Source organism: uncultured Acetobacteroides sp. (genome assembly GCF_963667355.2).
In the GTDB taxonomy this organism is placed as follows: domain Bacteria; phylum Bacteroidota; class Bacteroidia; order Bacteroidales; family ZOR0009; genus Acetobacteroides.
In genome coordinates this window covers 2685608-2703182 of record NZ_OY763328.2, presented here as the reverse complement: position 1 = coordinate 2703182, position 17575 = coordinate 2685608, and the positions used below count along the sequence as shown (strand labels likewise).

The window sequence follows — 17575 nt, the reverse complement described above, 5'->3', positions numbered from 1 at the left end:
TTATTTGTTGAAGAAAGAACACACAATAACAAACAGCAAACTAGTTGAAAGATGAGCGATCAAATTAAGCACGAGTGCGGCATTGCCCTTATACGCCTTCGCAAACCGTTGGAGTACTACAAGGAAAAGTACGGCTCGTGGACTTATGGAATCCAAAAGTTGTACCTACTAATGGAAAAGCAGCACAACCGCGGTCAAGACGGCGCAGGCGTTGCCAGCGTTAAGATTGATCTTGCACCCGGCAAGCGCTACTTCGACCGCTATCGTTCCAACCAGTCGACCCCTATCAAGGATGTTTTCGACAATATCCGCCAAGGATTTTCCAGCGCCGACAAGTCGCTCGTAGCCGACCCCGCTTGGGCTAAGGAAAACGTAAACTTTGCCGGGGAGCTCTACCTCGGGCACCTTCGCTACGGCACCTTCGGCAACCACTCCATCGACTTTGTGCACCCCGTGATGCGCGCCAACAACTGGCGTAGCCGCAGTTTGGTGCTGGCTGGCAACTTCAACCTTACCAACGTCGATGAGCTGTTCAACCGCTTGGTTGACCTTGGACAACATCCAAAAGATTTTACCGATACCGTTACCATTCTCGAGATGATGGGCTTCTTCCTCGATGAGGAAAACCAGATGCTCTTCCGCAAGTATAAGAACGAGGGATTCAACAATAAGGATATCTCGAAGCTCATCGAATCGAACATCGACATCCGCAAGGTGCTCGAAATTGCCACCAAGGATTTTGATGGTGGCTACGCCCTTGCCGGGTTAGTAGGCCATGGCGACGCCTTTGTTGCCCGCGACCCTTGGGGTATTCGCCCAGCCAACTACTATGTCGACGACGAAATTGTGGTGGTAGCCTCGGAGCGTGCCGTTATTCAAACCGTAATGAATGTTCCCGCCACCGAAGTTCATCAGGTTAAGCCGGGTACTGCACTTATCATACGCAAGAATGGCGATGTTGCCATCGAACAGATTCGCGTTCCTCAGGAGCGTAAGTCGTGCTCGTTCGAGCGCATCTACTTCTCGCGCGGAACCGACAAGAATATCTACCTCGAGCGTAAGGGACTAGGCGCCGGCGTGGTTAACCAAGTGCTTAAGGCTGTTGACCACGACATAAAGAACACCGTCTTCTCCTTTATTCCGAATACTGCTGAAACCGCTTTCTACGGTCTTGTTGAAGGCGTAGAGAAGTATATGGCAGAGCAAAAGAAGCAGCAGATCATTGAGGCAAACGGCAACATCACCCAAGAACGTTTGATAGAGATCATCTCCGAACGCCCACGTATCGAGAAGATCGCCGTGAAGGACGTTAAGTTGCGCACCTTCATTACCCAAGATCAGGATCGCGACGACATGGTTGCCCACGTGTACGACATCACCTACGGTACCGTTAATCCCGACATCGACAACTTGGTTATAATCGACGACTCCATCGTTCGCGGAACTACGCTCCGCCAGAGCATCCTGCGCATGCTCGACCGCCTCGACCCCAAAAAGATTGTGGTGGTAAGCTCGGCACCTCAAATTCGCTACCCCGACTGCTACGGCATAGATATGACCAAGATGGGCGACTTTATCGCCTTCACCGCAGCCATCGAATTGCTAAAGGATACAGGGAAAGCCAACGTTATCGAAGATGTTTACCAGCGTTGTAAGGCTCAGCAGTACCTGCCAAAGGAGGAAATCATCAACCACGTAAAGGATATCTACCGTCCGTTTACCGACGAGCAAATCTCCAATAAAATTGCCGAGATTCTTCGTCCTGCCGAAATGAAGGCAGACCTAGAAATCGTCTACCAAACCATTGAAGGACTTCACGAGGCTTGTCCAAACGACCTTGGCGATTGGTACTTTACCGGCAACTACCCCACCGATGGCGGCAACCGCGTTGTAAATACCGCGTTTATCAACTTTATCGAGGGTGTAAACAAAAGGGCTTACTAGGATTAGGTTCGTAGGGGCAGAAATTTTTCTGTTCCTATAGCTAGATGAATATTTTATGGGGGCAGATAATCATCTGCCCCTACTTTTATTTGGGGACATAATCGGCTGAATTGAATATTTGCAATGCCAACGTAAACGCATTACTTTTGCCTCCCACAATTCAAAAAAGAATAATCATGTTTCAACAATACACTGCTCCCATCGGGCAATTTGGAAGCGCCTATGCGCTCTTAGAGGCTACCGAAAAGGATAAAAAGGTTTCCATAGAGTACTACCTTATCTTTAAAGATGGCGAAACACCCTACATTAAGGGTGGCGTACTCGAGGTGGAGACTGTGCTCGATCAAACAATGCAAACCTACGTAGAGGAACATGTTGCCGAATCGTTACCCTATATGGTTCTCCGCTACCTGGTAGACAACCGAGAACCTTCAGAACTAGAGAATCTGCCTGAAGTTGTTTTTACCGAAACTGCCGATGCCGCTACCACCATCAAGGCTAGCTTCCCTGATTACGCGAAGCTGATTGCCGAGAAAACCCAATCGGAACAAATTAGGCAAGCGCTAAAATAAAAAAGAAGAAGGATGCAAGCTATCGCATCCCTCTTCTTATATAATATTCAAATCCTAGCAGCGCTAGTTCTTCCGCTCAATCTCCCTCAAATTCTCCATCTTCTTTACCTCTAGGAAGTACTTGATATCGCCCAAGTGCTCCTTCACACGCTTGTTGCCAAACTCGTACACCTTGCTCACGAGGCCGTCGAGGAAGTCGCGGTCGTGCGAAACGACAATGAGCGTACCGTCGTAGTCTTTGAGAGCTTCCTTTAGGATATCCTTCGTTTTTAGGTCGAGGTGATTGGTGGGCTCATCGAGGATGAGAAGGTTGACGGGCTCCAGCAGCAACTTAATCATGGCTAAGCGGGTGCGCTCGCCGCCCGATAGCACCTTCACCTTCTTGGCAGAGTTGTCGCCACCAAACATGAAGGCACCGAGGATATCCTTTATCTTATTGCGGATGTCGCCCCTGGCCACATCGTCGATGGTTTGGAAAACGGTAAGATCCTCGTCGAGCAGTGATGCCTGATTCTGGGCAAAGTAGCCGATCATTACATTATGTCCGAGCGTTAGCGTGCCCTCATGGTCTATCTCCTTCATGATGGACTTCACCATGGTCGATTTTCCCTCGCCGTTCTTGCCCACGAAGGCCACGCGCTCGCCGCGCTCGATGGTGAACGAGGCGTTCTGGTACACCAGGTGATCACCGTAGTTCTTGCTCACGCCCTCGGCAATAACGGGGTAACTGCCCGCACGGGGCGATGGCGGAAACTTGAGGCGAAGCGCCGAAGTATCCTCCTCGTCGATCTCCACAATCTCGAGCTTCTCCAGCATCTTTACGCGCGACTGCACCTGTAAGGTTTTAGAATAAGTTCCCTTAAAGCGATCGATGAACACCTGCGTATCGGCTATCATCTTCTGCTGATCGTCGTACTGCTTCTGCTGCTGCTCGCGGCGCTCCTTGCGCAGCACCAGGTACTCGGAGTAGTTTACCTTGTAGTCGTAAATGCGGCCCATGGTTACCTCGATGGTACGGGTGGTGATGTTATCAACAAAAGCCCTATCGTGGCTGATAACGATTACCGCCTTGGCGCTGTTGATGAGAAACTCCTCGAGCCACTGAATCGACTCGATGTCCATGTGGTTGGTGGGCTCGTCGAGCAGGATGAGGTCGGGCTTTTGCAGCAGAATCTTGGCCAGCTCGATGCGCATGCGCCATCCGCCGCTAAAGTCGCCGGTTGGACGGGTGAAGTCCTCGCGAACGAAGCCTAAGCCGAGCAGAATCTTCTCCACCTCGGCATCATAGTTGATATCCTCGATGGTGTAGAACTTCTCGCTGAGGGTCGACACCTCCTCGATGAGGCGCGAGTACTCGTCGCTCTCGTAGTCGGTGCGGGCGCCCAGTTCGTCGTTGATCTCCTGGATGCGGCGCTCCATCTCGTGAATCTGCGAAAAGGCCATCGAGGCCTCCTCGAACACGGTGCGCGTGTTCTCGGTCATCAGGTGCTGGGGCAGGTAGGCGATTACGGCATCCTTGGGGGCCGATACGCGCCCCGATGAGGGCTGACGAACGCCTGCCAGTATCTTTAGCAGGGTAGACTTGCCGGCACCGTTCTTGCCCATCAGGGCGATACGGTCCTTCTCGTTCACCACAAACGTCACATCCTTAAACAGGGTGGTTCCCCCAAACTCTACGCCAAGCCCATCTGCTGCAATCATCTCTGCTATTTAAATTTGAGGCGCAAAGATAGAAAAACGGATCACGGATTAAGCGGATTAGGCAGATTTACACAGATTTTAAGTGAACCACGAAGAGCACAAAAACAATTTCAAGGGAAATAATACGATTAACCAACAAGGCTAACTCAGGGCTCGTGATCCTCCCGCTCAGGCGGGAGGGTAGGGGTGGGTTAGGTTGCTATCCGAAGCCGAAGTGAATCTACGTAAATACTCTACAAAAAAAGGCAACGCCTTCCAGCGCTGCCTTTATACTATCTACTTTTTAGGAGCCGTTATTTCCTTAAGCCTTTGGGTAAAGAACGCCTTGGTGGCAACCTTTCGCCCATCGGAAAGCTTAATGTGGTACTCCTCGCCGCTTAGGTACGATTTAGAGCCTACCACCTCTATAAAGTCTTGAGCCGTTTTTACCCGGCTACCGGCTTTCCCCCACTTCATGCGGAGGTGATCAGCCGCTTTTGCAGCATCGTAGTACGAGCCATTTCGGTAGAATTGCGCTCCCTTTAGCTGCTGAACCGACTGGATCAGCGCCTCTATCTTCTGTTTTTCGGAAAGTTTAGCCTGAGCGCTAACGCGTGTGCCAATGGTCATCAATGTAACAAGGGCAATCGACGCAATGAGTAAAGCTTTGAACTTCATAAGTCTCCTCTATGTATTGTTTGGTTAAATTATAACATGCGGCACAAAGTTGCTGGTATTGGCGGTGATCATCGACACATCCTCTCGAATGCCGATGCCCACGGGCTCGTGGTTAACCAGCCAAGCGCCAACTATAGGGTAAACGTTCCCCCTATCCGAAGGGAAGGCGGCAAGATTGGCCAGCTTCTGATAAATGTAGCCCTCCTCGCCATAGTCGCCTCCAGAGGAGGCAAGCACCTCGTTGAAGGCTCCGACCAGCTCAACATTAGCCCCCTCGCGCGCGAGCAGCGGCTTACGCGCATATCCGCAGGTAGGCTCGCTGCGCCTAAACTCCTCGATTGAACCGAAAGCGGGCAGCAGGTACTCGTTGCCGGGAAACATTTCCCAAAGCACCGTCAGGATCATCTTATTGGATAGAATCATCTTCCAAGGAGGTTCAATAATATGGGTGATGGAGCTCATTATAGAGCGCCCAAACTCCTCGTGTACCATCCACTCCCAAGGGTAAAGCTTAAAGAGGTGAAGGATGGGCTCATCCTCCATTCCAACAAACTGGCCGGCATCGGTAACGCCAATCTCGCGAATATCAAGCAGGCGCGTGGCGATACCCGCCTGCGTGGCGCAGTCGCGAAGGTACTCGGTGGTAACCAGATCTTCGGGCATGCTGGTGATGCAGGCAAAGTGGAGCAGGTTCTTGTCGAGGCAGTACCGGTCGATCTCCCTAAAGTGGTCGATCAGGCTCTCGTGGATGGAGTTGTACTGGTCGAGCCGGGGGAATACCTCCTCCTTCCACATCCACTGGAATACGGAGGCCTCGAAGAGCGAGGTGGGCGTGTCGGCGTTATACTCCAGCAGCTTGATGTTGCTGCCGTCGTAGGCCAAATCCATCCTTCCGTAGATGGAGGCGTGCTCCTGCTCCCAGCTCACCTCTATGGCCGGGCGGATGTACTCGGGGATATGGAATCGGTCGTAATCCTTTTGGGAGATGACCTGCTCCACCGCCTGTAGGCACATCTCGCTGATGGCCTTGGTGGCGGCGTAGAGGCGCTCCACCTCGTACGGCGAGAAGGAGTAGTAGGCCGCCTCGTTCCAGTAGCCGTTGCCAACCGAGTGGAAGGTGAAGCCTACCTCCTGCGCCTTCTGCTGCCAGTCGGGGCGTGGGGTGATGCTGTTTCGGAACATCGCTAGGTGGCTGATGAGTGAAACCCGCTGCTGCCAAATCCGCCACGCGACATCACCACAGGAGCCGAGTGCGCCGAGGCATGGAACGATCCGCTGCGAACGTTCATCGCCTTCCCCCTATCGGTACCGCTAAAGTACGAGCGGGCGGTTGGCGAGTCGTAGCCGCCATGGAAGTAGTGCCCCGCCGCCATAAAGAATAGCGGATAAAAGACGTGCGTATTGTGGTTTCCGTAGGGCTTGTAGGTAGAATCGGCGCTGGTGCGGATGTAGGTGTTGCTGTTGGCCATCGGCTTATCGTCCTTACATCCGTGAAGGCCAACGGCAATAAAGGGAACGAGCAATAACTTCTTGTTCTTCATGGCCGCTTACTTGCTGGTGATAAATAGGCGGTAGCCGTTGAGCGTGGTATCCTTCTTTATCGACTCGATGTTGTCATCCGAATCGAAGGTGGTGTCGGGTGCCACATTAAGCCCAAGGTTGGGCAGCGTATCCACCTTGGAGAAGGTCTTCACCAGCTTCCCCTTTACGTACACCTTGTAGGTGAGGGTGAGCAGGGTTTGCTTCTCGTTTTGGGTGGTGGCCACCGTTACATCGATGTCGTCGCCGGTGCCTGGTTTGGGGGTCTCGTCATCGGAGCTGCCGCCGCAGCTGGTCAGCATCATTGCTGGAACGGCCATGTAGGCCACGATCCTTAGAAGTGATCTCATAGTGTACTTGTAATAGCGTTTCGAATTCGTTCGTCGAGGCGCAAATGTAACCATATTGTATTGTGATCAAAAATTTAGCCGCGGTGCTTGCGCCGATCATGAATGTGGCAGATAACCCCAACGACTGAGGCAGTACCAAGGCAGATAGGCTCTACGAGTGCCCCATCTTCGCTCTTAACGACCGCCAACACCGCTAGCGCCGCCCAGCAGACACTACCAATAAGATACCCATTCCTTACACACCACCGCCAATACGGGTCGGTAGCCTTCAAAAAAGACGCATAAATTTTCCAGAACATGATTTCGTGCTATAATTACTGGTTATTCTTTCCTAATCTGTTGAATAAGGTATCGGATAAAGCAGAGCAGGCAAAGCGCTGACATTACTCCCGCAGCAACGAGGCTTTTCCAGCTGTGAAAATCGGTGCTAAGGATATACCTCACGGCAAGCACTCCCGAAAGAACAGCGATTATCAGGTTCCCCCACCGGTTGAAGAACCTCGGAAGGAACGGTTGCCCTGGCAGGTCAGAAGATTTAGGTTTTTCCATAATGAATGTGTTATTAGATACTCCCCAATATTAGCAAATTGCAGAGGCTTAACCAAAAAAAGGGATGATCTTCTCGCAGCCAAGCCCCCAATCGCCGGTTGAACCCCCTCGCGAATTGCTAGCAGCCGCAACGCCGAAGGTTGAAACAATAAAGCCACAGGTTGAAGCGGCAAAGCCGAAGGTTCATTCCTCAAGCGCATCGGTCAAACCCTCGACGTTGCACCTTCCAAGTAGAAAAAAGTACCTGCCGATGTATTGAAATACCTCTTCAAGTAATTCTACTACACTTTGAATGTAGATTTCTACACTCTTGATGTATTTTTAGTACTTCAGACTGTATGTTTATTACTTTTCGATGCATAATTATTACTTGAAAGCGTATTTTTATTACCTAGAAGCGTATCAAAATACCCTGCCATGTTCAAAAAAGTCGCTTTTACCCCCGCTAAAGTACCCTCAAGGAAGTTTCGCATCGGCTATTAGGGGAGTTTAAAATCAGGAAATAATACGCTACATTGGGAGACCTAACAATAACTAACCGATATGATAAAGCTTAATATCGAACGGATGATTCGAATGCGGGGCCACACCAATCCGCTCCAATACCTGCAGAAGCAGGGATACCCCTACCGGACCTGCCACTCCATGCTCAAGGGCTCGTTTACGCAGATTCAGTTCAGCAAGCTCGAGTACCTCTGCCGGCTGCTGCGCTGCACCCCCAACGATTTGCTGGAGTGGGTTCCAAGGGATGAGACTCCCGAGGAGCTGTCGCAGCCATTGGCCAAGCTCCTTCGAAGGGGCAGCTACGGCCCCCTAGTCGGCGCCATTCAGGGGATTCCACCCGAGAAGCTCGACCAGGCGCTGGAGCTGCTCAAGAAGCTTGGCAAAGAGGAGTAGAAAAGCTCATCCCAAAGAAATTTCGTACGACTTTTCAGGGGAAAGCACTTATCTTCAATTTCATGGTTATATTTGTACATCTTTATTGCGTTTGATTATAAGATGAGCTTTCTCTTACAAAAATCTGAGGAAAACATAAAATCAGCAGAACATTTAATTGCTCAAGGGTGTTACACATCGAGCATTCATTGTTCGTACTACGCTTGCATACAACGAATGCTCAATATTTTTTATACAGTAAAAGGCTACGATCATAAAACATTAAAGGGTATCACAGATAAAATAGGAGGGAAAGGTTTACATGAGAAATACATAAACTTACTCCTATGTGAGTTTTCAACAAAAAAATTAAATAAAGAAAAAGCGGATTTTTTAATCCGAATTGAAACACTTCGACAAAAAAGAAATAATGCAGATTACTTTAATAAAGCATTATTGACACGGCAAGAAAGCGAAGAAGTTTTAAGAAAAACAAAAGAAGTTGTTACCTTAATAAAAACATTAGAGTGATGAGCACAAAAGAATATATCATTTCAAAGTTGAAAGAGTTTGTTCAAACTCATAAATCAATACTCTTTAAGTACGACTTTGTCCCAGAAGATGCCTACCACATTATTGAAGTTAAAGGATACGAACTCTTCGAAACATTTGATGACTATCCAGAATTTGTCTTTGACATTAAAGACTACCTAGATAGAATTGGAGAAGAAGAATCATTCTACTTTATTGAATACGACAGTCCATTAGGCTGTCCTTCTCAGGGTGAAATCATTTCGTATTCCCATGAAATAGAACCAATCCCCTATTCTTCAGAACAACCCCGATGCTTTTCTCCAGCATCGGAGGATTCTAATTATGGGTATAGTGAGGAATGTTTCGCACTTGCTGCTTAAAACGGAATGAAATGGAAAATGTAAAAAAATCAGCGTTTCGCTTTGACGATTTCTTCATTAATGAGGTTCAAACAAAGATTGAAAATAGACATTTCGATGGGGAAATTGAGTTGGGTATGAACCTATCGGGGAGTAGTGTCCTACGAAATAGCAAGTCTCAACTTGAACTTACCATTATTCTAAGAGTAGAAGCCGAGGACTATTTTAATATTTCAATATCTACTGTAGGTTTATTCACTACTTCATTTGTAGAAGGTGACGAAAAATTTGAATCGTACCTCTACACAAATGCACCTGCCATACTATTCCCATACATTAGAGCCGCAATAGCGAGCATTACTGCTCAATGTGGAATTCCCCCCGTACGATTACCTTTAATGAATTTAACTGAGTTTGGGCAAAAACTTAAGGAGTCCAGAACTATAGAAGAATAAAGAGGCATAACGCCTCTTTTTTTAGCCATCATACCTACAAAAAACACCCGTCGATGCTGCTCGACGGGTGTTCTCGTATTCTTTTCTTGCTAAGCAGATATTTCAGCGCTTGCTAGGGGTTGCTGCTGATCGCTTTTTCGAAGCAGTAGAAAACGCCCTTCCGAAAGGTTACGGTTCCAGCCTTCGCGTACCCCAGCCTTTCGTAGAGCGCTACCGATGCGGGATTTTGGGTGAAGCAATCGAGGCGGATTGACGAGTACCCGTTCCTCTGGGCATAATCCTCGGCAAACGCCATCAGCCGCTTGCCAACGCCCACCCCCTGATAGTCGGGGTGAACGCATAGCCGATGAACCACCAGCTGCCTGCCTTCGGTAAGCGCCCAGCAAACATCGGCATACTCCTTATCCTGAAACTCGTTGAGCACCACCATTCCCTTAATGGCTCCATTCTCCTCGAGCACGAAGAGTTCGCCCTTGCCAATGTCATCTTTTAAAACATCAGAATTGGGATAAATCTCGTCCCACTGGTCGATGCCCTTGGCCAGCATCGCGGAGGAGGCCGCCTTGACAACAGCCATCAGCTTAGCAGCGTCTCGCTTTTTCGATTGACGTATCATTCCTATTTCATCTGAAGATAGAACCCGCTAGCGTTTAAGAATGCCCTCGGCGTAGGTTTCCTCCTTCACCACCTTGCCGTCGCGATCGAAGTACTTCGACTTGCCGTCGCGTAGGCCGGAGTATACCTTAAAGTCGCATCTCATTTGGCCGTTGTCGTAGGTGTCGATAAAGTGGCCGGAGAACACCTTGCCCGTGGGCAGGTCGAGGTAGCTCTCCACGGGTGTTCCCTTCTTGCTATAGTCCACCACCACCATCAGGTCGGCCTGGTAGTAGTACCACTTCCACTTGCCCACCTTGCTGTTGCGGGTGTACTTACCCTCGAAGAGCGGGTTGCTATCCTTGCCCAGCGTTTTCACCTCGCCATCGGCTCCGCCCTTGGTGGTGTCGCTGCTGTTAACGGCGTTGGCCAGGAAGATCTTCTCGAAGCTTTCGGGGGTGATGGCGCCGCAGCCGCCCTTGTTCAGCCAGTAGCCACAGGTGGTGATCCCCTTCTCGGTTCGGGTCTCCATCCTACAGCGCATCTCCTGGCTGGTGTTGCCTACAATGTCGATGATGCGGGTGATGGCCTTGCCCAGCGAGTCGTACAGGCTTAGCTTCACCAGCTGATCGCTTTCGATCTGCAGCTCGCGCAGCGGCCTACCGCTCCAGCTGTACTCCACGATGCGCCCCTCCACTTTCCCATTCTTGTGGTTGTACCGCTTTATGATGATGTTGTCGACGGTGCTAACCGTCCACTCGCCCACCTCTATATTTCTTAGGAAGGCCCCCTTGCGGAATACCGTCGAGGGCTTACCCTGCTCGTCGATCTCAGAGCCCACAAGCGTCCACTCGCCATCGCGATTTCCGTTCACCATGTTACCCTTGGCCACCACCATGCCGCTGGCATCGCGGCGCTCGTAGAGGCCGTTCTGCATGCCGTTGCTGTAGGAGTAGGTTACGGTTTGCTTGGCCTTGGCTATATCGGGAGCACCTGCAGCCATGTCGGCCGAGTCGAAGGAGTAGACATCCAAGCGTCCCTCCAGCCTTCCCGCCTTGTACGAGCCTACCATCAGGCTATCGCCCTGCTGCTCGCGGAACTTCCCGTCCTTGACGCCAAGCAGGTAGCTGCAGTAGCCGAATACCACCTTCTCGCCGTTGGCGATGGATGCCGTTTCCCAGTATCCGTTGCGCAAGCCGTTATCGTAATCGCCGGTGATGGTGTACTTGATGGCACCTCCATCGTAAATATTCTTGATGTAGCGTCCGTGCAGCGAGTCGCTCCTCATGGTGTACTTTGCCAGGATTCCACCCTCGGGGGTGTAGTCTACAAAAGCGCCATCCTTCTTTCCGTTGGCGTAGGTGCCAACGCTGCTAAGCTTGCCCTTAGCATAGAGCTTAACCTCACCGTTGATGATACCGCTCTGGTAGCTGCGCTCGGTCTTTAGGGCTCCGTCGCTTTCGTACTCGGTTTCGGGACCATTCTTAACCCCGGCAAGGTAGGTGGTGGTGATGCTGAGCTTACCGTTGGGGTAGTACTGCTTCATCACCCCTTCGGGCTTACCGTTCTTGAGGGTGCATTCGCTCTTGATGCTTCCGCTGGGGTAGCTCTCGCGCTTAACGCCGTTAACCATGTCGTAGGCGCCAAACAGCTGAAAGATATCCACCGAGTAAAAGGTTGATGGGGTCTTGGAAAGGCGCTGCGATTGCTTCCCGGTAAAGGTGCTGAGCACAATGCAGCTGCTCGGATTCTTATAGGTTGTTGAGGCACCATCGGATCGGCTTTCGGAGCCAGCCTCCTTAAGCTTAAGCACCTTCGTAGCCTTTTTCATGCCTGCGAGCGTTGTCGGATTCCCGAATTCGTAGGTTAGCTTGGCGGGTTTGCCGTCGAGTAGCGTTAGCATTAGCCATGCCGTGGCCTTGTTGGCGTCCTTCTCCTTCTGGAGCGACCACGTAACCACCTTTCCCTGATCGGCACTGCTGGTTTCGGAGTAGGTCCACTTCTTCTTCTTCAGAAAACCGTCAACCTCCTCCCAGGTGGCCTTCTTGCTTAGCCCTATCAGATCGCCAAGGGTAAGGTTCTGGGCAAATAGCGGGCTCCCAATCAGTAGAATTGCTAGAGTGGCAAAATATTTTCTCATTCCTAGAATTATATAAGGTTATATGGGCAACCTTGGCATTACGGAAAAAGCCAAAGCGCAAGTGCTTACTAATAACGATTCGAAGGTGCGAAAAAATGGCTATAATTCAAAGCCCCAGCATGCAGAGCGCCACCAGTTTTCGTACAATGGTAATATCCTCCCAAAATAGTACCTTTGCGGCTTAACGATATACCCATGACAATGCTACTTCTCGAACCCCAAAGCTGGAAAGACTACGAGCTCATCGACTCGGGCAACTTCGAAAAGCTCGAGCGCTTCGGCAGCTACGTGGTGGCCCGCCCCGAACCCCAGGCGGTGTGGAATAAATCGCTATCCGATGCAGAATGGGAGCGCATGGCCAACGCCTACTTCAAGAAAGATAAGGGGCAGAAGAGCGGTCAGGACGAACGGGGAACTTGGATCAAGAAGAAGGGGATGCCCGAGCAGTGGGTGGTTGAGTACCACTACCAAAGCATGGCGCTAAAGATGCGCCTTGGGCTTACCTCGTTTAAGCACGTTGGGCTTTTCCCCGAGCAGGGCGAAAACTGGAACTACATCAACCGAGCTGTCAAGAAGATGACGACGCCACAGCCTAAGGTGCTCAACCTTTTTGCCTACACTGGCGGCGCATCCATTGCTGCAAAGGCATCAGGAGCCGATGTAACCCATGTTGATTCGGTAAAGCAGGTGGTAACCTGGAGCCGAGAGAACATGGAGCTGAGCGGCCTCAACAACATCCGCTGGATTGTTGATGATGCGCTAAAGTTCGTTCGCCGCGAGGTGAAGCGTGGCAACAAGTACAACGGCATCATCCTCGACCCGCCCGCCTACGGCCGTGGTCCCGATGGCGAACGCTGGATTTTGGAGGATAACATCCTTGAGCTGATCCAATGCTGCCGCGAGATGCTCGACCCCAAAGAGGGATTCTTGGTGCTCAACCTCTACTCGATGGGCTTCTCGTCCATCATCGCCGAAACGCTCATCCACCAGACCTTTGGTAAGGATATCAACCTCGAAATGGGCGAACTCTACCTCAACGACCGCTATGAGAAGAAACTTCCTTTGGGCGTTTTCTGCCGCTTTACCAACTACTAATCAAGGATAATAAAAGGATTCCGCGGACTACACGGATTCTTCCTAATAAAATACAAAAAGGGGCGCATGTTATGCGCCCCTACATATAATCAATACCGTTTATTTCTTTCTCAAACGGGCCATGTAGAATCCGTCGCCACCACTTGATGGCATAATTGAACTATCTTCCTCAAGGGTAAACTCGGGTCGTGCTGCTAAGAATGCATCCACCTGTCCCCTATTCTCGGAGTGCAAAATGCTGCAGGTTGCATACACCAGCACACCTCCTGGCTTTACCATTTTTGAGTAGCGGCTGAGGATATCGGCCTGTTGCTGCTTTACGCTCTCTATGCTTTCGGGCGTCATTCGTAGCTTCGACTCTGGATTTCGACGGAAGACTCCCGTTCCCGAGCAGGGAACATCGAGCAAAAGGAAGTCGACCTTGTCGTACATACGCTTTACCACCTTGGTGGTGTCAATAAGCCTCGTCTCAACATTGGAAATACCAGCCTTTAAGGCGCGACGCTTTAGCTCCTCGAGCTTTTGTGGGTATAGATCCATTGAGATGATGCGCCCTTTATTGCCCATCAGCGTACCAATGTGCAGCGACTTGCCGCCGTTACCAGCACAGGCGTCAACCACCAAGCCTGATCCTTTATAATCCTTCAAAAGAAACGGCGCAACCTGCTGCGACGAGATATCCTGCACCTCCAGCAGTCCTGCCTTAAAGGGAACTGTTCCGAAAATTTCCTTTCCCCCGGCAACCTCCAACACATCGGGGAATTCTGGCACATTGCGTACAACCACCATCTGCTGGCGCAGCTCATCAACCAAGCCGCGGGTGGATATCTGTAGAGTGTTGGTGCGGATATACCGCTTGGGTCGCTGTGAAAATGCTATTAGCTCCTGCTCCCAGCTGTCACCAACCTCATCTTTGGCTAAATCTACAAACCATTGGGGGAAGTCTGGCGCCTCTGGGGTTACATTACCTCCATCAATACGCTCGGCGGGTATTTCCAGCGCCTTGTTTACGATGTTAATGATGCTCTCGCCGCTGCCCCCGCCCAAGGCGTACCAGCTGCGAAATACAAATGGTGCATACAGGCTCAACGCCCGACGAATATTGGGATCGACCACCTTCTTGTCCTTAAAGATATCGCGCAAGGCTCTGTCGAGGTAGACATCCTCGGTTGCCACCCGCCTAACCACTACGGCCAATAGGTTTGTCAGCTGCTTTTCCTTCATGGTATCATTTGATAATATGGAGGGCCAAAAGTACAACAAAAACAAAGGCAAACTCCGATATTAGAATAAGATTAAAATCAAGATTATTAACATTAACCGCAACGCCCCCTAAATTATTAATTTGTTCCTTTGCACCGATAATCAAAATCATTTTCCAATATGGACGATGGCCCTGCGATACAGAATTTAATTATTAATCCTGCTAGCCTAGCGAGGTAGCCTTCTCCACGTCGAGACGTTGCCTCTCTTTGTTAGCCCAAACAGGAGGAGGTAACGTGACCACAATCACCACCTTTTACTTTAGCCGTGTTGTCGGATGCAAGGTATTCGACGTACATAAGAATTGCCTTGGCAAGGTTGTAGACTTTGTTATGGACCTAAGCCAGGCTGCAACGATTGACGGCGAGCCCTTTCGTCCCCAGCTGAATGCCCTTTTGCTTAAGCATAAGGGGAAAAAGTTCTACATTTCTTTCACTGAAATCTCGGTTGCAAAAGCCGAAGGGCGATACCTGATCTTTATCGATGGTGCTTCTCAAATTGACCCCAGCTTTGCAAGTGAAACCCTGCTGCTTGGTCAAGGTTTCCTCGATCAGCAGATCGTTGACCTCAACGGGCGCAAGGTGGTTCGCGTAAACGATATCCGAATGGTGAGCTTGTCGAATGCCATCTTTGCCATTGCGGTTGACGTTGGCATCGAAGGTCTTCTTCGCCGCTTGGGAGTGGTCAAGCAGGTTGCCGCAATTCTAAAGATTTTCAATATTGGGACCTCCTCCCACTTCATCCTAATGGACGACGTGGCGGCGGTGGATAACTCCAGTTTCAACATTAAGCTATCGAAGACGGCCTCAAAGCTCGACAAGCTGCACCCCTCCGATCTTGCCGATATCATCGAAGATTTAGGGAAGGACTCCCAAACATCGATCTTCTCCTCACTTGACGAAGAGATTGCGGCAGACGTGCTCGAAGAACTGGAGATGCACGAGCAGATCCACATCATCGAAAGCTTATCGGTTGAAAAGGCGGCCGACGTACTCGAAAAGATGCCGGCCAACGAAGCTGCCGATATCCTCGACGAGCTGGAGGCCGACAAGGCCGAGCTGCTGCTGAAGGAGATGGAAACGGAATCGTCGGAGGAGGTTCGCGAGCTGCTGGAGTACCCCGACAACTCGGTTGGCAGCTTTATGACCACCGAGGTGCTTTCGTTTACCCCAGATGTTAGCATCAACACCGTGCTCGATCAGATCCGCGAAACAAAACCCGAGATGGACATGCTCTACAATATTTTTGTTGTTGATGCCAAAGAGCGCCTAGTTGCAACCGTATCGCTTCGCGATTTAATTGTATCGCAGCCAGACATGCTGCTTAAGGATGTTATGAAGTGCGACCCCATCAGCGTGTACGACACCGAGAAGATAGACTCGCTTGCCGAGATCGTATCCAAGTACAACCTACTCTCGATTCCGGTAACCAACGAAGACGACCAGCTGGAGGGAATGGTGGTTATCGACGACGTTGTTGAGGACCTTGTAGGAAAGAGAAGAACGCTTTAAAATCGAAAAACCGCGGAGATAATGATTAATTGGAAAGATAGAAAGAGCATCTTGGGAAAGATTGCGCTATTCCTTGCCATTCTGGGGCCAGGCATTATTACCGGCAGCGTAGACAACGATGCGGGTGGCATCACCACCTACTCGGTGGCCGGCGCCTTATACGGGTACAACATGCTGTGGACGCTCATTCCGGCATTTATCGTTCTTATTGTGATACAGGAGATGAATGCCCGCATGGGAATTGTAACGGGCAAGGGGCTTGCCGACCTTATCCGCGAAAACGCAGGCGTAAAGATTACCTTCTTCATCTTTGTTGGGCTGCTAATAGCCGATATCGGCAACACCACTACCGAGTTTGCGGGGGTTGCTGGGAGCTTGGAAATATTTGGGGTCAGCAAGTACATATCCGTTCCCATTGTGGGCGTTTTGGTATGGCTGCTCGTTGTTAAGGGCAACTACAAGTTTGCCGAAAGAATTTTCCTCCTCTTTAGCGTATCGCTTTTGGTTTACATCGTTTCGGCACTTATGGGCCATCCACATTGGGGCGAGATTGGAACGGCCATTGTTCATCCCAACCTTCCCATTAACGAGCAAAGCATTGCCCTAACCATCGGAATTATAGGCACCACCATTGCCCCCTGGATGCAGTTCTACATGCAGTCATCGGTTATTGAGAAGGGGCTGAAGATGAAAAACTACAAGTACTCCATTATTGATATTGTGGTGGGCTGCATTGCAACCGTTGTGGTAGCCTTCTTCATTATTGTTGCCTGCGGATCGACGCTTCACCCCAAGGGTATTGCCATCAACGAGGCAAAAGATGCCGCCATGGCGCTAAAGCCGCTGGCAGGGGAGTTTGCAGGACAGGTATTCGCATTCGGACTATTCATCGCCTCGATATTCTCGGCAACCATTCTTCCGTTGGCTACCGCCTTCTACGTATGCGAGGCGTTTGGCTTCGAGGCCGGCATCGATAAGAAGTGGGACGAGGCCCGAGAGTTCTACATCCTGTACACCGGGATACTGGTTATTTCGGCAGGGATTATTCTTTTGCCCAATGCACCGCTTATCCTCATATCCCTATGGTCGCAGGTGGCCAATGGCCTTCTTTTGCCGGTAGTTTTAATCTGCATGATGCTAATCGTAAACAACAAGCGCATTATGGGACGCTACGTGAACAAGCCAACGGCCAACATTATCGGCTGGGGGTCGGTTACCCTGCTAGTTGGCCTATCGGTTACCCTGCTGCTGCTGCCTCTTTTCAGGTAAACGGCTACGCTACAAAAATCTAACGGAAAGCCCACGGCAGCAATGCCCGTGGGCTTTTACGATTTAAGGCTTACCCGCCTACCCTAGTTCCTCTCCCTTCGGGAAACACATCTCTTTACGCCAAACGCCCCTATTTCTAGTTCAAACAAGGTTGTTTCTGCGGTAGA

The 17575-nt window shown here is 50.4% G+C and carries 18 protein-coding genes; 9 read left to right on the top strand and 9 right to left on the bottom strand.

Translation table 11 applies throughout. The annotated features are described in order from the left end of the window. Positions 1 to 51: 51 nt before the first annotated feature. Both ACHZA1_RS11190 and ACHZA1_RS11185 read left to right on the top strand, forming a co-directional pair. The gene (locus ACHZA1_RS11190) at positions 52 to 1944 is read left to right on the top strand and encodes an amidophosphoribosyltransferase (RefSeq protein WP_320051969.1); all 1893 of its coding nucleotides are present in this window, start codon (positions 52 to 54) and stop codon (positions 1942 to 1944) included. Positions 1945 to 2120: 176 nt separating this feature from the next. Next, the gene (locus ACHZA1_RS11185) at positions 2121 to 2516 is read left to right on the top strand and encodes a hypothetical protein (RefSeq protein ID WP_320051968.1); all 396 of its coding nucleotides are present in this window, start codon (positions 2121 to 2123) and stop codon (positions 2514 to 2516) included. A gap of 63 nt (positions 2517 to 2579) precedes the next feature. Here ACHZA1_RS11185 and ACHZA1_RS11180 read toward each other — a convergent pair whose 3' ends face one another. The 6 genes from ACHZA1_RS11180 to ACHZA1_RS11155 all read right to left on the bottom strand — a co-directional run bounded on the left by ACHZA1_RS11180 (position 2580) and on the right by ACHZA1_RS11155 (position 7312). Next, the gene (locus ACHZA1_RS11180; RefSeq protein ID WP_320051967.1) at positions 2580 to 4217 is read right to left on the bottom strand and encodes an ABC-F family ATP-binding cassette domain-containing protein; all 1638 of its coding nucleotides are present in this window, start codon (positions 4215 to 4217) and stop codon (positions 2580 to 2582) included. A gap of 276 nt (positions 4218 to 4493) precedes the next feature. Continuing rightward, positions 4494 to 4874: a DUF5329 family protein gene (locus ACHZA1_RS11175; protein WP_320051966.1), complete on the bottom strand. Its 381-nt coding sequence runs from the start codon at positions 4872 to 4874 to the stop codon at positions 4494 to 4496. Between the two features lie 24 nt (positions 4875 to 4898). Beyond that, entirely contained in the window at positions 4899 to 6056 is a 1158-nt protein-coding gene (locus ACHZA1_RS11170) for a glutathionylspermidine synthase family protein (RefSeq protein ID WP_320051965.1), read from the bottom strand. Between the two features lie 2 nt (positions 6057 to 6058). Then, the gene (locus tag ACHZA1_RS11165) at positions 6059 to 6415 is read right to left on the bottom strand and encodes a hypothetical protein (RefSeq protein ID WP_320051964.1); all 357 of its coding nucleotides are present in this window, start codon (positions 6413 to 6415) and stop codon (positions 6059 to 6061) included. Between the two features lie 6 nt (positions 6416 to 6421). Beyond that, positions 6422 to 6763: a hypothetical protein gene (locus ACHZA1_RS11160; protein WP_320051963.1), complete on the bottom strand. Its 342-nt coding sequence runs from the start codon at positions 6761 to 6763 to the stop codon at positions 6422 to 6424. A gap of 321 nt (positions 6764 to 7084) precedes the next feature. Further along, positions 7085 to 7312, bottom strand: coding sequence for a hypothetical protein (locus tag ACHZA1_RS11155; protein ID WP_320051962.1), 228 nt, complete (start codon positions 7310 to 7312; stop codon positions 7085 to 7087). A gap of 543 nt (positions 7313 to 7855) precedes the next feature. On the opposite strand from ACHZA1_RS11155, the gene ACHZA1_RS11150 reads away from it, so the two are divergent. The 4 genes from ACHZA1_RS11150 (at position 7856) to ACHZA1_RS11135 (ending at position 9536) form a co-directional block, all read left to right on the top strand. Next, entirely contained in the window at positions 7856 to 8209 is a 354-nt protein-coding gene (locus ACHZA1_RS11150; RefSeq protein WP_320051961.1) for a helix-turn-helix domain-containing protein, read from the top strand. Positions 8210 to 8311: 102 nt separating this feature from the next. After that, entirely contained in the window at positions 8312 to 8719 is a 408-nt protein-coding gene (locus tag ACHZA1_RS11145; protein WP_320051960.1) for a HEPN domain-containing protein, read from the top strand. Continuing rightward, positions 8719 to 9102, top strand: a complete 384-nt coding sequence (locus tag ACHZA1_RS11140; protein WP_320051959.1) for a hypothetical protein — start codon at positions 8719 to 8721, stop codon at positions 9100 to 9102. The genes ACHZA1_RS11145 and ACHZA1_RS11140 overlap by 1 nt, the downstream gene beginning before the upstream one ends. Before the next feature lie 11 nt (positions 9103 to 9113). Further along, complete coding sequence (locus ACHZA1_RS11135) at positions 9114 to 9536, top strand: protein-export chaperone SecB (RefSeq protein WP_320051958.1); 423 nt, start codon at positions 9114 to 9116, stop codon at positions 9534 to 9536. A 112-nt stretch (positions 9537 to 9648) separates the two neighbouring features. Here ACHZA1_RS11135 and ACHZA1_RS11130 read toward each other — a convergent pair whose 3' ends face one another. Both ACHZA1_RS11130 and ACHZA1_RS11125 read right to left on the bottom strand, forming a co-directional pair. Further along, positions 9649 to 10152: a GNAT family N-acetyltransferase gene (locus ACHZA1_RS11130; protein WP_320051957.1), complete on the bottom strand. Its 504-nt coding sequence runs from the start codon at positions 10150 to 10152 to the stop codon at positions 9649 to 9651. Between the two features lie 27 nt (positions 10153 to 10179). Beyond that, positions 10180 to 12270, bottom strand: a complete 2091-nt coding sequence (locus tag ACHZA1_RS11125; protein WP_320051956.1) for a hypothetical protein — start codon at positions 12268 to 12270, stop codon at positions 10180 to 10182. Between the two features lie 195 nt (positions 12271 to 12465). Here ACHZA1_RS11125 and ACHZA1_RS11120 point away from each other — a divergent pair, with 195 nt between their 5' ends. After that, on the top strand, positions 12466 to 13365 hold the full coding sequence (locus ACHZA1_RS11120; RefSeq protein WP_320051955.1) for a class I SAM-dependent methyltransferase: 900 nt from the start codon (positions 12466 to 12468) through the stop codon (positions 13363 to 13365). Positions 13366 to 13464: 99 nt separating this feature from the next. Here the strand turns inward: ACHZA1_RS11120 and ACHZA1_RS11115 are convergent, their stop codons facing one another. Further along, positions 13465 to 14589, bottom strand: coding sequence for an RsmB/NOP family class I SAM-dependent RNA methyltransferase (locus ACHZA1_RS11115; RefSeq protein ID WP_320051954.1), 1125 nt, complete (start codon positions 14587 to 14589; stop codon positions 13465 to 13467). 275 nt (positions 14590 to 14864) lie between these two features. Between ACHZA1_RS11115 and ACHZA1_RS11110 the strand changes: the two genes are divergently transcribed. After that, positions 14865 to 16139, top strand: a complete 1275-nt coding sequence (locus ACHZA1_RS11110; RefSeq protein ID WP_320051953.1) for a magnesium transporter MgtE N-terminal domain-containing protein — start codon at positions 14865 to 14867, stop codon at positions 16137 to 16139. Between the two features lie 21 nt (positions 16140 to 16160). Continuing rightward, on the top strand, positions 16161 to 17408 hold the full coding sequence (locus ACHZA1_RS11105) for an Nramp family divalent metal transporter (RefSeq protein WP_320051952.1): 1248 nt from the start codon (positions 16161 to 16163) through the stop codon (positions 17406 to 17408). Positions 17409 to 17575 lie beyond the last annotated feature (167 nt).

What these genes read in the sequence shown, in the direction of transcription:
- ACHZA1_RS11105 (WP_320051952.1), top strand. Translation starts at nt 16,161, where the DNA reads ATGATTAATTGGAAAGATAGAAAGAGCATCTTGGGAAAGATTGCGCTA.
- ACHZA1_RS11185 (WP_320051968.1), top strand. Translation starts at nt 2,121, where the DNA reads ATGTTTCAACAATACACTGCTCCCATCGGGCAATTTGGAAGCGCCTAT.
- ACHZA1_RS11125 (WP_320051956.1), bottom strand. Translation starts at nt 12,270, where the DNA reads ATGAGAAAATATTTTGCCACTCTAGCAATTCTACTGATTGGGAGCCCG.
- ACHZA1_RS11190 (WP_320051969.1), top strand. Translation starts at nt 52, where the DNA reads ATGAGCGATCAAATTAAGCACGAGTGCGGCATTGCCCTTATACGCCTT.
- ACHZA1_RS11155 (WP_320051962.1), bottom strand. Translation starts at nt 7,312, where the DNA reads ATGGAAAAACCTAAATCTTCTGACCTGCCAGGGCAACCGTTCCTTCCG.
- ACHZA1_RS11170 (WP_320051965.1), bottom strand. Translation starts at nt 6,056, where the DNA reads ATGTTCCGAAACAGCATCACCCCACGCCCCGACTGGCAGCAGAAGGCG.
- ACHZA1_RS11175 (WP_320051966.1), bottom strand. Translation starts at nt 4,874, where the DNA reads ATGAAGTTCAAAGCTTTACTCATTGCGTCGATTGCCCTTGTTACATTG.
- ACHZA1_RS11140 (WP_320051959.1), top strand. Translation starts at nt 8,719, where the DNA reads ATGAGCACAAAAGAATATATCATTTCAAAGTTGAAAGAGTTTGTTCAA.
- ACHZA1_RS11120 (WP_320051955.1), top strand. Translation starts at nt 12,466, where the DNA reads ATGACAATGCTACTTCTCGAACCCCAAAGCTGGAAAGACTACGAGCTC.
- ACHZA1_RS11165 (WP_320051964.1), bottom strand. Translation starts at nt 6,415, where the DNA reads ATGAAGAACAAGAAGTTATTGCTCGTTCCCTTTATTGCCGTTGGCCTT.
- ACHZA1_RS11150 (WP_320051961.1), top strand. Translation starts at nt 7,856, where the DNA reads ATGATAAAGCTTAATATCGAACGGATGATTCGAATGCGGGGCCACACC.
- ACHZA1_RS11180 (WP_320051967.1), bottom strand. Translation starts at nt 4,217, where the DNA reads ATGATTGCAGCAGATGGGCTTGGCGTAGAGTTTGGGGGAACCACCCTG.
- ACHZA1_RS11115 (WP_320051954.1), bottom strand. Translation starts at nt 14,589, where the DNA reads ATGAAGGAAAAGCAGCTGACAAACCTATTGGCCGTAGTGGTTAGGCGG.
- ACHZA1_RS11135 (WP_320051958.1), top strand. Translation starts at nt 9,114, where the DNA reads ATGGAAAATGTAAAAAAATCAGCGTTTCGCTTTGACGATTTCTTCATT.
- ACHZA1_RS11130 (WP_320051957.1), bottom strand. Translation starts at nt 10,152, where the DNA reads ATGATACGTCAATCGAAAAAGCGAGACGCTGCTAAGCTGATGGCTGTT.
- ACHZA1_RS11145 (WP_320051960.1), top strand. Translation starts at nt 8,312, where the DNA reads ATGAGCTTTCTCTTACAAAAATCTGAGGAAAACATAAAATCAGCAGAA.
- ACHZA1_RS11160 (WP_320051963.1), bottom strand. Translation starts at nt 6,763, where the DNA reads ATGAGATCACTTCTAAGGATCGTGGCCTACATGGCCGTTCCAGCAATG.